Source organism: Corynebacterium sp. 51B (genome assembly GCF_008930785.1).
Lineage (GTDB): Bacteria > Actinomycetota > Actinomycetes > Mycobacteriales > Mycobacteriaceae > Corynebacterium > Corynebacterium megadyptis.
Map to the genome: position 1 here is coordinate 34,959 of NZ_PQMK01000006.1, position 14,599 is coordinate 49,557.

The 14,599-nt window shown below is 63.6% G+C and carries 14 protein-coding genes; 12 read left to right on the forward strand and 2 right to left on the reverse strand.

The window, feature by feature from the left end; genetic code table 11:
* Positions 1-9: 9 nt before the first annotated feature.
* The 3 genes from GBB14_RS07885 to ndk all read left to right on the forward strand — a co-directional run bounded on the left by GBB14_RS07885 (position 10) and on the right by ndk (position 1,102).
* On the forward strand, positions 10-315 hold the full coding sequence (locus tag GBB14_RS07885; RefSeq protein WP_151529112.1) for a hypothetical protein: 306 nt from the start codon (positions 10-12) through the stop codon (positions 313-315).
* Positions 308-622, forward strand: a complete 315-nt coding sequence (locus tag GBB14_RS07890; protein WP_151529113.1) for a hypothetical protein — start codon at positions 308-310, stop codon at positions 620-622. Before GBB14_RS07885 ends, GBB14_RS07890 begins: the two co-directional genes overlap by 8 nt.
* Before the next feature lie 69 nt (positions 623-691).
* The gene (gene ndk, locus GBB14_RS07895; RefSeq protein ID WP_151529114.1) at positions 692-1,102 is read left to right on the forward strand and encodes a nucleoside-diphosphate kinase; all 411 of its coding nucleotides are present in this window, start codon (positions 692-694) and stop codon (positions 1,100-1,102) included.
* Positions 1,103-1,167: 65 nt separating this feature from the next.
* Here the strand turns inward: ndk and pntB are convergent, their stop codons facing one another.
* A complete protein-coding gene (gene pntB, locus GBB14_RS07900) occupies positions 1,168-2,613 on the reverse strand; it encodes a Re/Si-specific NAD(P)(+) transhydrogenase subunit beta (RefSeq protein ID WP_151529115.1) in 1,446 nt (481 codons plus the stop codon).
* Positions 2,614-2,616: 3 nt separating this feature from the next.
* Positions 2,617-4,143 carry a Re/Si-specific NAD(P)(+) transhydrogenase subunit alpha gene (locus GBB14_RS07905; protein ID WP_151529116.1) on the reverse strand — a complete coding sequence of 509 codons (1,527 nt, stop codon included), beginning with the start codon at positions 4,141-4,143 and terminating at the stop codon, positions 2,617-2,619.
* A 288-nt stretch (positions 4,144-4,431) separates the two neighbouring features.
* On the opposite strand from GBB14_RS07905, the gene GBB14_RS07910 reads away from it, so the two are divergent.
* The 9 genes from GBB14_RS07910 to rsfS all read left to right on the forward strand — a co-directional run bounded on the left by GBB14_RS07910 (position 4,432) and on the right by rsfS (position 14,596).
* Positions 4,432-7,494, forward strand: a complete 3,063-nt coding sequence (locus GBB14_RS07910) for a translation initiation factor IF-2 N-terminal domain-containing protein (RefSeq protein ID WP_151529117.1) — start codon at positions 4,432-4,434, stop codon at positions 7,492-7,494.
* Positions 7,495-7,636: 142 nt separating this feature from the next.
* The gene (gene rplU / locus GBB14_RS07915) at positions 7,637-7,942 is read left to right on the forward strand and encodes a 50S ribosomal protein L21 (protein ID WP_151529118.1); all 306 of its coding nucleotides are present in this window, start codon (positions 7,637-7,639) and stop codon (positions 7,940-7,942) included.
* Positions 7,943-7,972: 30 nt separating this feature from the next.
* Complete coding sequence (rpmA, locus tag GBB14_RS07920) at positions 7,973-8,233, forward strand: 50S ribosomal protein L27 (protein WP_151529119.1); 261 nt, start codon at positions 7,973-7,975, stop codon at positions 8,231-8,233.
* Between the two features lie 200 nt (positions 8,234-8,433).
* A complete protein-coding gene (gene obgE / locus GBB14_RS07925; protein ID WP_151529120.1) occupies positions 8,434-9,945 on the forward strand; it encodes a GTPase ObgE in 1,512 nt (503 codons plus the stop codon).
* A gap of 6 nt (positions 9,946-9,951) precedes the next feature.
* Positions 9,952-11,172, forward strand: coding sequence for a glutamate 5-kinase (gene proB, locus GBB14_RS07930; protein ID WP_151529121.1), 1,221 nt, complete (start codon positions 9,952-9,954; stop codon positions 11,170-11,172).
* 10 nt (positions 11,173-11,182) lie between these two features.
* The gene (locus GBB14_RS07935; protein WP_151529122.1) at positions 11,183-12,094 is read left to right on the forward strand and encodes a D-isomer specific 2-hydroxyacid dehydrogenase family protein; all 912 of its coding nucleotides are present in this window, start codon (positions 11,183-11,185) and stop codon (positions 12,092-12,094) included.
* Between the two features lie 69 nt (positions 12,095-12,163).
* The gene (locus GBB14_RS07940; protein ID WP_151529123.1) at positions 12,164-13,420 is read left to right on the forward strand and encodes a glutamate-5-semialdehyde dehydrogenase; all 1,257 of its coding nucleotides are present in this window, start codon (positions 12,164-12,166) and stop codon (positions 13,418-13,420) included.
* Positions 13,417-14,088: a nicotinate-nucleotide adenylyltransferase gene (gene nadD / locus GBB14_RS07945; RefSeq protein ID WP_151529124.1), complete on the forward strand. Its 672-nt coding sequence runs from the start codon at positions 13,417-13,419 to the stop codon at positions 14,086-14,088. Before GBB14_RS07940 ends, nadD begins: the two co-directional genes overlap by 4 nt.
* A 37-nt stretch (positions 14,089-14,125) precedes the next feature.
* Positions 14,126-14,596, forward strand: coding sequence for a ribosome silencing factor (gene rsfS / locus GBB14_RS07950; RefSeq protein ID WP_151529125.1), 471 nt, complete (start codon positions 14,126-14,128; stop codon positions 14,594-14,596).
* Positions 14,597-14,599 lie beyond the last annotated feature (3 nt).

Consider the following 14,599-nt stretch of genomic DNA (forward strand, 5'->3'; position numbering starts at 1 on the left):
GAAAGACCTATGCGTAATTCCCAACGCGATCTCTATCAGCTCATCGGCCTATCGGCGCTGATCGTGGGCGCCTCAGTGCTCGGGGCGCATCCCCTCATTACCTTGGCGTTATTGGTGCTCATGCCGGTGATCCTCGCCGCATGGACGCGGCATCGCCGAGAAGAGCAGCGCGGCATCATCCGGCTGTCCCGGCAGCAGCGGAAGCAGCTGGCAGAGCTCGATGATCCCGCCGCGGCCACCCGCCTCGCGTATTGGTTTCCCGGCGCCGGGGCCAAGGCGGTCAAAGCCGCCCTCGATAAGGAGCGACATGAATAAAGAAATAATGATCAGCCTCCTCGGAGTGGTGATCACTGCCATCGGGGTGGTGCTCATGCTTATCGACGGCAACTTCGGTGGCTGGATGTTTATCGCCAGCCTCATCCTGCTGGTGATCTTCGCGGTCACCTCCTGGTCGCAGTACACCCGGTCGAAGAACCCGCGCCCCGTGGAGCTCGGCGTGGAGCAGCGTCGGCATGTGCGTGAGCTCAAAGCCACGGACACCGCGGCCGCTGTCAAACAGGTGCGGCGCTATGACCGCCGGGTCACACTCCGGGAGGCCATCGACTACGTCGATGGGCTCTGACCTGCATTCACGCCGGCGTTGGGGAGGATTCTGCCCGCGCGCGATCTTGGTGCATTAGAGTAGGAAACCATGACTGAACGTACACTCATCCTGATTAAGCCCGACGGTGTGAACCGTGGACTGGTGGGCGAGATTATCGCCCGTATCGAGCGCAAAGGCCTGAAGTTCGCGGCACTGGATCTGCGCGTCGCCGATAAGGAGACCGCCGAGAAGCACTATGCAGAGCACTCCGATAAGCCTTTCTTCGGCGAGCTGGTGGACTTCATCACCTCCGCACCGCTGATCGCTGGTGTAGTGGAGGGGCCCCGCGCCATCGAGGCATGGCGCCAGCTGGCCGGCGGCACCGATCCGGTGTCCAAGGCCGCCCCGGGCTCCATCCGTGGCGACTACGCCTTGGAGGTAGCCGAGAACGTGGTGCACGGCTCCGACTCCCCCGAGTCCGCCGAGCGTGAGATCTCCATCTGGTTCCCGAACCTCTAAACCCCGCGCTTCATAGATACAGCCCTCCCCGCCGCTTGGCGGGGAGGGCTGTGGGCGTCTACGGGCTAATCCAGGGCGGCGCGGATGGCCTCCACGGACGCCCGGGCATCGCCGAGCAGCATATCGGTGTTGTCTTTGTAGAACAGCGGATTGGGCACTCCGGCGTAGCCGGCGCCCATGGAGCGTTTGAACACCACCACCCGTTGTGCCTCCCATACTTTGAGCACCGGCATGCCGGCGATGGGGGAGCCCGGCTCATAGGCGATGGGATTGACGGTGTCATTAGCGCCGATCACCAACACCACATCCACATCAGCGAAGTCATCATTGACTTCGTCCATCTCCAGCACGATGTCATAGGGCACCTTGGCCTCGGCGAGGAGGACATTCATATGCCCGGGCAGGCGCCCCGCCACGGGGTGAATACCGAAGCGCACCTCTACGCCACGCTCCTGCAGGGTGGCGGTGAGCGCGGCCACTGGGTACTGGGCTTGAGCCACCGCCATGCCATAGCCGGGGGTGATCATCACCGTGCGCGCGGTGGCCAGCATCTCCGCCACCTCCTCGGGGGTGGTCTCCGTATGCGCACCCATGTCCTGCTGCGCCCCAGAGCTGGCCGATTCGGCGCCAAAACCGCCGAGGATCACCGAGATGAAGGAGCGATTCATCGCCTGGCACATGATGTAGGAGAGATAGGCGCCGGAGGAGCCGACGAGCGCGCCGACAATAATGAGCAGGTTATTACTCAGCATGAAGCCGGCGGCTGCGGCAGCCCACCCGGAGTAGGAGTTGAGCATGGACACCACCACGGGCATATCGCCGCCGCCGATCGCCGCCACCAAGTGCAGGCCGAGGGCCAGCGCGAGGATCGTCACCAGCAGCAGCGCCAACCATGCCCACACCGAGTGGGACTCGCCAATGCGGATAAATACCACCGTCGCCAGCAGCGCGAGCACCAAGATCGCCAGGTTGATCATGTTACGGCCGGGCAGCTCCAACGGTGCGCCCTTCATGCGTGCGGAGAGCTTGAGATAGGCCACGATGGAGCCGGTGAAGGTGACGGCACCGATAAAGATGCCCACGCTCACCTCGCCCAAGTGGAAGCCCAGCATGTCCGCGGGCACGGCATGGGCGTGCAGATAGGAATTGAAGCCGATGAGCACCGCGGCGAGACCCACGAAGCTGTGCAGGGCGGCGATGAGCTCGGGCATGCCGGTCATCTCCACCTTATTCGCCCGCACCCAGCCGATGAGCCCGCCGAGCGCCATGGCCAGGATCACCAGCAGCAGCGTGACCACGGGAGAGCGGTAGTGGACGGGGTCAGCGGTGGAGTTCATCAATGCTTGGGCGATCGTGGCAAGTACCGCGATGGTCATGCCGAGGGCGCCGAAGCGATTACTGCGGGCTGCGGTGCTTTGTCGCGATAGTCCCGCCAGCGCGAGAATAAAGAGCAGCGCCGCCGCCAGATAGGCGACCTGAGTGATGCGTTCGATAAGAAGTGCGCTATCCATTGTCTACCCCTCCTGCCGGAACATGGTGAGCATGCGGGAGGTCACGTGGAACCCGCCGAAAATATTGATCGAGGCCACCATGATGGCTACAAAGGACAAGGCCGATACCAGCACATTCGTGGATCCCACTTGCAGGATCGCGCCGAGAATCACAATGCCGGAGATCGCATTGGTCTCACTCATCAGTGGTGTGTGCAACGAGTGTGTGACTGCGGTGATCACATAAAAGCCCACCACGATCGCGAGCAGCAGCACGATATAGTGCGAGGCCACCGCGAGCGGACTGGACAGTACTAATGCCACCGCCGCTATGGCACCGAGGAGATACCAGAGGCGAGAGGACGTCTTCTTCGGTTCTTCTGCAGGTTCTGCTGGCGCCGGTTCCGCCGCGGGCGCTTGCGGCGCCTGGGATACCGTCACCGGAGGCGGCGGCCAGTAGATCTGGTTGTCGTGGGTGACGGTGATGGCGCGGATAATCTCATCCTCAAGATCCAAGGCAATCTGGCCGTTGCGCTCGGGGCAGAGAAGGCCGAGGAGGTTGACGATATTTTGGCCATAGAGCTGGCTGGCCTGCGCGGGCAGGCGGCCTGCCAGATCCTTGAAGCCTAAGATGGTGACTCCGCCGGCTGTGGTCACGACCTCACCGGGGCGGGTGAGTTCGCAGTTGCCGCCACTGGCGGCGGCCATATCCACGATCACACTGCCGGGAGCCATTTGTGCCACATCCTCACCCCGCAGCAGGATCGGGGCGCGCCGGCCCGGGATGCTTGCGGTGGTGATGACGATATCGGCGCCGGCGGCTTCGCGGGCGTAGAGCTGGGCGGCGGCCTCGGCCTGGGCGGAGGTCATCTCCTTGGCATAGCCATCCGTGGAGGTCTCCGCGGCCACGGGGATGGGCACAAACTCGGCCCCCATGGACTCCACTTGCTCGGCGGTTTCGGGGCGCAGATCGGTAGCGCGCACAATCGCGCCCATCGAGTGGGCGGTGCCGATGGCGGCAAGCCCCGCCACGCCCGCGCCGATGACGTAGACGGTGGCCGGCGGCATCTTGCCGGCGGCGGTGACTTGGCCGGTGAAGAGCCGACCAAAGGCGGTGGCCGCCTCAATCACGGCGCGATAGCCGGCAATATTGGCCATGGAGGAGAGGACATCCATGGACTGGGCGCGAGAGATACGAGGAATAGCATCCATAGCGAGCGCGGTGATGCCGCGTTCGCTCAGATACGTGAGTACATCCTCATTGCGGGCGGGGTCCATGCGGGCGATGAGCGTGGCCCCCGACCGCAGGGCGCTGAGCGATTCGTGGTCCGGGGTATCGAGACACGTGACGATGTCTGCATGCCACACGTCCTCTCCCACCAGCTGTGCCCCAGCCTGCTCATACAGCTCGTCCGGATAGGCGCTGGCCACACCGGCGCCCCGCTGAACCTGCACCTCAAAGCCCTTTTTTAAGAGCTTGGCGACGGTATCAGGGGTGGCGGAGACGAGGGGTTGTGCGGGATCGGTCTCCCGCGGGATACCTATCAGCATGACGCTGTTTCTCCTCACCTTGATGCAACGTGTTGAATTTCTCTTCAGATTAACGCGGGCGTGAAGAGGATCCCTACCTCCCCAGCTGTGTTACCTGCCACACATGTGTTCGGTTCAGGCGATCTGCAACGCCGGGCCGGTCTAACTCCAAGGGTGGACTCGGGGATGTGCCACAATAGGAAGACGGAGATTTCACCAAGCAATAACTTCACACCGAACTTTCATCCCCATCTGAATCGCGCGTGGTCGAGCCGAGCTCCCTCGCGGATTCGTATAAAGGAGTAGAACGTGGCCGAAAAGCCCAACACAACTGAACTTGATATCAACCAGCTAGGGGAGCGAACCCGAGTCTTTGCCATGGCGAAGATGCTGGGCATGAGCTCCAAGGAACTCATCATTGAGCTGGATAAGATCGGACTGGTCAAGGTGGCGCAGTCCTCGCTCACCAAGGACGAGGCCGCCCAGCTGCTCGAGGCCCTCCGCAGCGGCACCCCAGATCCGGAGCCCAACAACGGGGAGGAATCCCCGGAGGTGCGGATCCGTAAGCGCGTGGAAAACAACGTGAAAAACGAGATCAGCCAGATCGAAGAAAAGGTGGACAAGCAGCTCGCGAGCTATGCCTCCGAGGAGCTTCTCGAGGAGATCGTCCCCGAGATCACCCCAGCGCCGGAGGATCCTTCCGCCGCAGCGGCACCCATGCCGCTGTTCATCCCTCCCGCTGTCGACGCCGCCGCGCCGGAGGAGACCGCACCGGCCGCGGAGAAGGAGAAGCCGCGCCGCGAGGACAAGCTGCGCGAGCGCAAGTCCCGCAAGTCGAATGAGGACAAGCGCGAGGATAAGCCGGCAAAGTCCAAGAAGTCGCCACAGAAGGACGCCGATCCCGAACCGATTGATGAGCCCAAGGCCATCAAGGGCTCGACCCGTTTGGAGGCGCAGCGTCGCCGCCGGAGTGAGCGTCGAGAAGCGCGCAAGAATGAACGCCATATCGTCAGCGAGGCCGAGTTCCTGGCGCGCCGCGAGTCCGTGGAGCGCACCATGGTGGTGCGGGAAAAGGAACGCACCGATCACCCAGGACGGGTGACGCAGGTGGGCGTGCTGGAAGACGGCATGCTGGTGGAACATTTCGTGACCTCCGATACCCAGTCCTCGATGGTGGGCAATATTTATCTGGGCCGCGTCCAAAATGTGCTGCCCAGCATGGAGGCCGCGTTCATCGACATCGGCAAGGGCCGCAATGGTGTGCTCTACGCCGGTGAGGTGGATTGGCGTGCCGCCGGTCTCGGCGGGCGTCGTCGCACCATCGAACACGCTCTCAAGAGCGGCGATCAGGTGCTCGTGCAGGTGGTGAAGGACCCGATCGGGCACAAGGGTGCACGGCTCTCCACCCAGATCTCGCTAGCCGGTCGATTCTTGGTATATGTCCCAGGTGGTCGTACCGCAGGTATTTCCCGCAAGCTGCCCGCCCCAGAACGGGCTCGGCTGAAGGACATTCTCAAGCGCGTTGTTCCCGAGCAGGGTGGGGCCATTATCCGCACCGCTGCGGAAGGGGTGAGCGAGGAGGCCATCGCTGCTGATGTGGCTCGTCTGCACGCCCAGTGGGAGCAGATCGATGAGCGCACCAAGAAGGAGAAGTCCTCCAAGGGCTCGAAGCCGGTCGCCATGTATGAAGAGCCCAACATGCTGGTGAAGGTGATCCGCGACCTCTTCAATGAAGACTTCTCCCACCTCGTGGTGGATGGTTCGAAGGCGTGGAACACCGTCTACGCCTATGTGCACTCCGTGGCCTCCGATCTGGAGGATCGCATGGAAAAGTATGACCCCAACAAACACGGTGGGGTGGATGCCTTTGAGCACTACCGCGTGGATGAGCAGCTCTCCAAGGCCCTCTCCCGCAAGGTGTGGCTGCCGTCCGGCGGCACCCTGGTGATCGATCGCACCGAAGCCATGACCGTGGTGGATGTGAACACCGGTAAGTTCACCGGCACCGGCGGCAATCTCGAGGAGACCGTCACCCAGAACAACCTCGAGGCTGCGGAGGAGATTGTGCGCCAAATGCGGCTGCGTGACCTCGGCGGCATGATCGTGGTGGACTTCATCGATATGGTCCTGCCCGAGAACCAGGATCTCGTGCTGCGCCGCCTCAAGGAGGCACTGGGCCGGGACCGTACCCGCCACCAGGTGTCCGAGGTGACCTCGCTGGGTCTGGTGCAGATGACCCGCAAGAAGCTGGGTACCGGCCTGCTCGATACCTTCGCCACCGAGTGTGAGCACTGTGATGGCCGTGGCCTGATTATTCACACCGACCCGGTCGAGCAGAGCGAGCAGCCGGCGCACAAGCCGCGCCGCCGCGGCGATAGGGGCGACAAGTCCGATCGCTCCGAGCGTCGCGAGAAGAACGAGAAGAACGACAAGCAGGACAAGAAGCACTCCTTCCACGATCCGGCTTCGCACCCCGCAGCCCTCGCGATGCACCGCGAGGAGGAGTCGGAGAAGAGCATCGAGGAGCTTGCCGACGCCGTCATCTCGCTCAATTCCCAAGCGGAGAACACGGAGGACTCGGCGGAGAACGCTGAGCGCGAAGAGAAATCCGAGAAGCGTCAGCGCCGCGGCCGTCGCCGCAGCACCAAGCGCACGAATACGAAGCGTGCTGCCGATAATAAGGACTCTGCCCAGGCTGAGGAGCCGGCCAAGAAGAAGCGCTCCGAGAAGAAGCGTGCCGAAGAGAGCAGCGCCGAGGATGTGCAGGCCATCGCCGCCAAGGCGGTCCACACCGCCGATGCGGAAGACCCAGACGAGCCCTCGGGTGCGGACTACACCCCGGCCAGCTTCGACGAGGCCATGGCGGAGTTCGAACGCTCCCCGCGCCGCAAGCGTGCGACCCGCGGGAACTCCCGCTCGGATCACGCGCCCAAGCGAGAGGACTTCGAGCCTGCCCAGCCCAGCGCTGACAAGGCCGAGGAGACCGAGGACGCAGCGGATTCGCGTGACTCACGCGACTCCGGCGATGGTTCCCGTCGCCAGTCCTCGCGGCGCAGCCGCGGCGGCAGGCGCCGTAGCTCCACTCGGGGCGCTTGCTCCGAGGAGAACCGTAGCCCCGCTCCGCAGTCCGAGCCGGTCCCCGAGCCGCAGCAGCGCGCGGATAAGGAGGAGTCCTCGGACTCGTCCCCGCGGCGGCGGCGTGGTCGTCGCCGGGTGGTGCGCAAGAACAGCCGTGCAGAGCAGGCACCCGCGCGAGAGCAGGCGTCGGAGAAGCGCCAGTCCGAGAAGCGACAGCCGGAGAAGCGCCAGGCGGCGTCGACAAGCAAGGGCCGGAGGCGTCGCGCGACACGCCGGAGCACAAACAAAAAGTAGCGGTTTGTGTTTTGCTAGCCGATAAAGGTAGTCTTGGACAGTCGCTGTTCGCAGTGCGTTCAGCATGAAATAAAGTACAAGTCCTTAAATCGGGCGCCTCGAGTGCCCGAGCCGAGTTTTTAGAAAAAGGGGTAGCCCTCCTATGTACGCGATCGTCAAGACCGGCGGCAAGCAGTACAAGGTTGCCGAAGGTGACCTCGTCAAGGTCGAGAAGATCGAGGGTGAGCCGGGTTCGTCCGTGGCTCTCACCCCGGTTCTTCTCGTCGACGGCGCCAATGTGACCACCGACGCCGACAAGCTTGCCAAGGTGGAAGTTTCCGCGGAGATTATCGAGCACGTCAAGGGCCCGAAGATCCGTAACCTGAAGTACAAGAACAAGAGCCGTTACATGAAGCGTCAGGGTCACCGTCAGAACCTGACCGTTATCAAGGTTAGCGGCATCAAGTAGGCCGAGAAGGCTTAAAGGAGAAAAACCGTCATGGCACACAAGAAGGGTGCATCCAGCTCCAGCAACGGTCGTGACTCCGAAGCAAAGCGCCTCGGCGTGAAGCGCTTCGGCGGCCAGAAGGTGAACGCAGGCGAGATTCTCATCCGTCAGCGCGGCACCAAGTTCCACCCCGGCGAGAACGTCGGCCGCGGTGGCGACGATACCCTGTTCGCTCTTGCAGCGGGCTCCGTCGAGTTCACCACCAAGCGCAACCGTCGCATGGTGAACATCGTTCCGACCGAAGCTGCCTAAAGCTTGTAGAGCTTCAGATCTAAGCCGCTTGTTTCCCCGCACGGGGAGGCAGGCGGCTTTAATCATTCTCCGGTGGGCTACACGCGGCGTTAGGGCCGGCATGAAGGTGCCGCCCGTGCTCTCCGCATCGGGGATCGTGTGGATTGCTGCGGCTGTGAGTTACAATCAGGTGCTTAACCTTCCTCGATCTAAAGGACCACATGAACCGTTTCGTAGACCGCGTTGTACTGCACCTGCAGGCTGGTGACGGCGGGCATGGCTGTGCTTCTGTGCACCGCGAAAAGTTCAAGCCCCTCGGCGGACCGGATGGCGGCAATGGCGGGCATGGCGGAGACATCATCCTTGAGGTCTCTGACCAAGCCCACACCCTGCTCGATTTCCACTATCGCCCCCACCTGAAGGCCTCCCGCGGCAACAATGGCGCCGGCGATCACCGCAATGGCGCCCGCGGCGAGGACCTCGTGCTCGAGGTGCCGCCGGGCACCGTAGTGCTCAATGAGGACGGAGAGGTGCTGGCGGATCTGGTGGCCGTGGGTACCCGCTTCGTGGCCGCCTCGGGCGGCTTCGGTGGCCTCGGCAATGCGGCGCTGGCCAATAAGCAGCGCAAGGCCCCGGGCTTTGCGCTGAAGGGCGAGCCAGGGGAGCAACGCGATCTGATCTTGGAGCTAAAGTCCATGGCAGACGTGGGGCTCGTGGGCTTTCCCTCTGCCGGTAAGTCGTCCTTGATTTCCGTGCTCTCCGCGGCGCGACCCAAGATCGGCGATTACCCCTTTACCACCCTGCAGCCCAATCTTGGGGTGGTGGACATGGGCAATGATTCCTTCACCATCGCGGATGTGCCGGGGCTGATCCCGGGTGCCTCCGAGGGCAAGGGCCTTGGTCTGGACTTTTTGCGCCATATTGAACGCACCGCCGTGCTCGCCCATGTGGTGGACCTTGCCACGCTCGAGCCGGGACGCGATCCGGTCTCAGATATCGAGGCGCTGGAAAATGAGCTGGCCGCCTACCAGTCGGTGCTCGATCATGACACCGGCTTGGGCGATCTGCGCGAACGCCCCCGTGTGATCATCTTGAATAAGGCCGATATCCCCGAGGCACGGGAGCTGGCCGAGTTCGTAATGGAGGATCTCCGCGAGGCCTTCGGCTGGCCGGTATTCATCATCTCCGCCGTGGCGCATCAGGGCCTCGACCCGCTGCGCTATCGCCTCATGGAGCTGGTGAAGGAGCACCGGAAGAAGCATCCCAAGCAGCGCCAACAGCGCACCGTGGTGCGCCCGGTTGCGGTGGACGCCCATAAGAAAGATGATTTCCGCGTGGTGGCCGATCCGAATAACCCCGGCGGCTACGAGGTGCTGGGCGAGAAGCCGCGCCGCTGGATTCAACAAACCGACTTCGAGAACGACGAGGCGGTGGGGTATCTCGCGGACCGTCTGGCCAAGTTGGGTGTAGAGGATGCTCTGTATAAGATGGGCGCCCGCGAGGGTGCCGAGGTGACCATTGGTGAGATCACCTTCGAGTGGGAGCCGCTAACCACCGCTGGTGTCAGCGAGTCCGGTTCCCCAGCTACCGCCCGTGGCACCGATGCCCGCATTGGGCGTTCCACCCGTTCTACCGCCGCAGAGCGTAAGCGCGCCTCCCAGGCGCGCCGCGGCCTGATCGATGAGTTCGACTTTGGTGACGAAGAAGCCTCCCGCGACCGCTGGGAGGGTTAGGAATAGATGAACGAAGATACACTGCTGCCCACTACCCCCTATGCCCTGCAGGACACCCCAACGGCTGAGTTCCCGCCCGCCGGAATACCGGAGACGGTGCTCGACGAACCCGCTGGAGAAGGACTGCGTGGGGAGATTGCCAAGGCCAAGAAGATCGTGGTCAAGCTGGGCAGCTCCTCGGTGACAGACGAGAACTATGCGGTCTCGGCGGAGAAGATCAACCGTTTCGTGGACGCCTGCCAAGCCCGCATGGAGGCTGGCACCGATGTGATTATCGTCAGTTCCGGTGCGGTGGCCGCCGGCATGGCCCCCATGGGCCTGAAAAGCCGGCCGGGGGATCTGGCCACCAAGCAGGCGGCCGCCTCGGTGGGCCAGGTGCACTTGGCCTATCAGTGGGGTCGCTCCTTCGCCCGCTATGGCCGCACCACCGGCCAGGTGCTGCTCACCGCCTCCGACGCAGCGGAGCGTTCCCGCGCCCGCAACGCCCAGCGCACCGTGGAGCGGCTGCGGCAGCTGCGCTGTGTGCCCATCATCAACGAAAACGATACGGTGGCTACCTCCGAGCTGCGCTTCGGCGACAATGATCGCCTCGCGGCGATCGTCGCCCACCTCATCAGGGCCGATGCGCTGGTGCTGCTCTCGGATGTGGATGGTCTCTATGACCGCAACCCAGCCGAGCCCGGAGCGAAGTTTGTCGCCGATGTCACTGGGCCGGAGGATCTCGCAGGTGTTGTGGCCGGCGATGGCGGCAAGGTGGGTACCGGCGGCATGGCCTCCAAGGTATCTGCTGCCCGGCTCGCCTCCCGCGGCGGTATCCCCGTCCTGCTCGCCAGCGCCGATAATATCGGCCCGGCACTCGCCTCTGCCCAGGTGGGAACGGTATTCCACCCGGAGCAGGGACGCTTGAAGGCCTGGAACTTCTGGGCGCTCTATGCCGCGGATGTTTCTGGCGTGGTGCGCGTGGACGAGGGCGCGGCGCGCGTGGTGCAGCGTGGCGGCTCCTCGCTCTTGGCCGTGGGTATCACCGAGGTGGATGGCGAGTTCCGCTCCGGCGACATTGTGGAAATTCAGGACCCCAAGGGCACCACCATCGCCCGTGGCGAGGTTTCCTATGATGCCAAGACCTTGCACGGAATGCTGGGCAAGCACACCCACGAGCTGCCGGAGGGCATGAAGCGACCGGTAATCCACGCGGATTACCTGTCGAGCTATTCCTCACATGCGTAGTGTGGGGTGCATGAAATATGCAATGGGACCGACGCACTGGGACACCGTAGAAGAACAACTCGCTGCCGTCGGTGGTGAGTTGACCGATGATCTCTCCGAGGCAGAGCTGCTCGTATACAACGGCTCGGCCGAGGATTTTCCCGAGCTGCCCGACTCCGTGAAGTGGGTGCAGTTTGGGCTCGCCGGTATTGATGCCTACTTCACGCATGGCGTTATCGATGGCTCGCGCCGCTACTCTAATTGCTCCGGCACCTTCGCCCGCCCAGTGGCGGAGTCCGCCGTGGCGCTCTTGCTGGCCCAATTGCACCAGCACACCCCGGTGGCCCGCGCCCAGTCGTGGAGCTGCCAGAAGCAGGTGGATAGCGCCACCCGCTGGCTCTTCGATAGCACCGTGAGCATCATTGGTGCCGGCGGTATCGGCCGCGAGCTGGTGCCCATGCTTAAAGGCTTCGGCTGCACTGTCCTCGCGGTCAATAATTCCGGTAACCCCGTGGAGGGGGCCGATAAGACCTATTCCTCGGAGCATCGCGATGAGGTGCTGTCCTCCTCGGACGCGGTGATTCTCGCCGCCCCGCTCACAGACGACACCCACCACATGATCAACGAGCGCACCTTAAAGCTCATGCCCGAGCATGCGGTGCTCATCAACGTTGGCCGCGGCCCGCTCGTAGATAGCGACGCCCTGGTGGATGCCCTCAATCGTGGGGAGATCGCCGGCGCCGGACTCGATGTGACCGAGCCGGAGCCGCTGCCGGATGGCCACCCCTTATGGGAGATGGAGCAGGTGGTGATCACCCCTCATACCGCCAATACGAAGGACTCAATCCGCCGGCTGATTGCTCCCCAGATCGTGGAGAATTTCACCGCCTATCAGGCGGGGGAGACCATGCCCACCGAGGTGACGGTGGATCAGGGCTATTAGTGGCCTGCCGGGCTGCTGTGGCTGCGAGATGGCGTCGTCAAGCGTCAGTGCACGCTAGAGTTGTGAGCTATGAACGCTACTACAACGACTTTGGACCTAGCCCGCGCCGCGCGTGAGGCAAGTACGAGCATCGCGCAGCTGCGCACCCCGGCGAAGGATGAGGTGCTGCTGGCGGCCGCGGCGGCCCTCGAAGAGCGCGCCGAGGAGATAATCGAAGCCAACGAGCGCGACCTGGAACGGGAACGCGCTGCTGGCACCTCGGAGGCGCTGCTCGACCGCCTCGCTCTGAGCACCGAGCGGATTAGCGGCATCGCTGATGGCCTGCGCCAAGTGGCGGCGCTGAGCGATCCCGTCGGGGAGATCACCCGCGGCCACACTCTGCCGAATGGGCTGGTACTCAGCCAGGTGCGGGTGCCGCTCGGAGTAATTGGCATGGTGTACGAGGCGCGCCCGAATGTCACCGTTGATGCCTTTGGCCTGTGCCTGAAGTCCGGCAACGTGGCGCTGCTGCGCGGCTCTAAGTCCGCAGTGGAATCCAACCGGGCGCTGGTGGCCATCCTGCAGGATGTGCTCGCCGCGCATGACCTGCCGCGTGCCGCCGCACAGCTGGTGCCCTGCGAGAGCCGCGAGAGCGTTACTGAACTGATCACTGCCCGCGGGCTGGTGGATCTGGTGATCCCGCGGGGCGGGGCCGGCCTGATCGATGCTGTGGTCACCGGCGCCACGGTGCCCACCATCGAAACCGGCACCGGCAACTGCCACCTCTATATTGATGCCTCGGCGGATCTGGAGCAGGCCATCGCCCTGCTACTCAATGGCAAAACCCGTCGGGTGAGCGTGTGCAACGCCACCGAGACCGTGCTTATCGACGCCGCCCTCGACACCTCCAGCCGTCGTGCCATCATCGACGCCCTGGTGGCTGCCGGGGTGCGCGTGCACGCCGATGAGCAGCTGCTGGAGCTCAACGATGAAGCCGTGGCCGCCACGGCGGAGGACCTGGACACCGAGTATCTCTCCATGGATATCACCGCCGTGGTAGTGGAGGGTGTCGCTGGGGCGATCGAGCACATCCGCGCCCACTCCTCGGGCCACACCGAGGCCATTGCCGCCCAAGACAGCGGCGTGGTGGAGCGTTTCGGTCGCGAAGTGGACGCCGCGGCGGTGATGCTCAACGCCTCTACCGCCTTTACCGATGGCGAGCAGTTCGGCTTCGGCTCGGAGATCGGAATCTCTACCCAGAAGCTGCACGCCCGCGGCCCCGTGGGGCTGCCGGAGCTGACCTCCACCAAGTGGATTGTGCGTGGGGAAGGCCACACCCGCCCGTGAGCGCCCCTGCACGTATCGGAATCATGGGAGGCACCTTCGATCCGATTCACCACGGCCACCTCGTAGCCGCCAGCGAAGTGGCCGATCGTTTCCAGCTGGACCAGGTGCTCTTTGTTCCCACCGGCCAGCCCTGGCAAAAAGCTGGGCGCGATGTCTCTGATGCGGAGGATCGCTACCTGATGACGGTGATCGCCACCGCCTCCAATCCACGCTTCTCGACCTCGCGGGTGGATATCGATCGCGGTGGGAGTACCTATACCATCGACACCCTGCACGATCTGCGGGAACAGTTTCCCCGCGCCGAGCTCTTCTTTATTACCGGCGCGGATGCCTTGGCGAAGATCGTCACCTGGCGGGACTGGGAGGAGATGTTTAACCTCGCGCATTTCGTGGGTGTCAGCCGCCCCGGCTATGAGCTGGAGGAGGATATTCTTCCCGAAGTCGATCATGAGCACCTATCCATCGTGGAAATTCCCGCAATGGCGATCAGCTCCACCGATTGCCGCGCTCGGGCGCGGGCCGGACGGCCGGTCTGGTACCTTGTGCCGGATGGAGTGGTGCAATACATAGCCAAGCGGCAGCTCTACCGGCCCGAGGGGCGGGATCGCCTATCGCAGCCGTCCTATGAGGGCGCGGGCGCGGAAACTCACGCCGAAGGCAGTCGATAGATTACGGTAGAAGAAGAATTTTAAGGAGTTTTATTAAGTGACAGCACGAGAATCCGCCATTAAGTACGCGTCGATCGCAGCGCTTGCCGCCAGCGAGAAGCTGGCCGAAGAGATCGCCGTGATCGATGTGTCCGAGCGCCTCGCCATTACCGAGTGTTTTGTGATCGCCAGCGCCGATAACGAGCGCCAGGTCAGCGCCATCGTGGAGGAGGTGGAGGACCAGCTGGCCAAGGCTGGCCGGAACCACCCCACGCGCCGCGAAGGTACCCGTGAGGGACGCTGGGCGCTGCTGGATTATGAAGACATCGTGGTCCACATCTTCCGCGGCCCCGAGCGTCAGTTCTACGGCCTCGATCGTCTCTGGGCGGACTGCCCGCTGGTAGACGTCGAGGGTTTGGAAACGCTCACCCGCCCCGAGGACTGGGGCGACGAGGTGGATATCCGCGAGGTCAACGACATCGGACAGATCCCGCTCGCCGGCGAGGATCCCTCCGAGAACGAAATCTAGCGC

Bases quoted from the DNA above. Each gene is read 5' to 3' on its own strand.
- proB (WP_151529121.1), top strand. From the start codon at position 9,952: ATGAACGAAGATACACTGCTGCCCACTACCCCCTATGCCCTGCAGGAC.
- GBB14_RS07905 (WP_151529116.1), bottom strand. From the start codon at position 4,143: ATGCTGATAGGTATCCCGCGGGAGACCGATCCCGCACAACCCCTCGTC.
- obgE (WP_151529120.1), top strand. From the start codon at position 8,434: ATGAACCGTTTCGTAGACCGCGTTGTACTGCACCTGCAGGCTGGTGAC.
- pntB (WP_151529115.1), bottom strand. From the start codon at position 2,613: ATGGATAGCGCACTTCTTATCGAACGCATCACTCAGGTCGCCTATCTG.
- rplU (WP_151529118.1), top strand. From the start codon at position 7,637: ATGTACGCGATCGTCAAGACCGGCGGCAAGCAGTACAAGGTTGCCGAA.
- GBB14_RS07890 (WP_151529113.1), top strand. From the start codon at position 308: ATGAATAAAGAAATAATGATCAGCCTCCTCGGAGTGGTGATCACTGCC.
- GBB14_RS07940 (WP_151529123.1), top strand. From the start codon at position 12,164: ATGAACGCTACTACAACGACTTTGGACCTAGCCCGCGCCGCGCGTGAG.
- GBB14_RS07935 (WP_151529122.1), top strand. From the start codon at position 11,183: ATGAAATATGCAATGGGACCGACGCACTGGGACACCGTAGAAGAACAA.
- rpmA (WP_151529119.1), top strand. From the start codon at position 7,973: ATGGCACACAAGAAGGGTGCATCCAGCTCCAGCAACGGTCGTGACTCC.
- GBB14_RS07885 (WP_151529112.1), top strand. From the start codon at position 10: ATGCGTAATTCCCAACGCGATCTCTATCAGCTCATCGGCCTATCGGCG.
- ndk (WP_151529114.1), top strand. From the start codon at position 692: ATGACTGAACGTACACTCATCCTGATTAAGCCCGACGGTGTGAACCGT.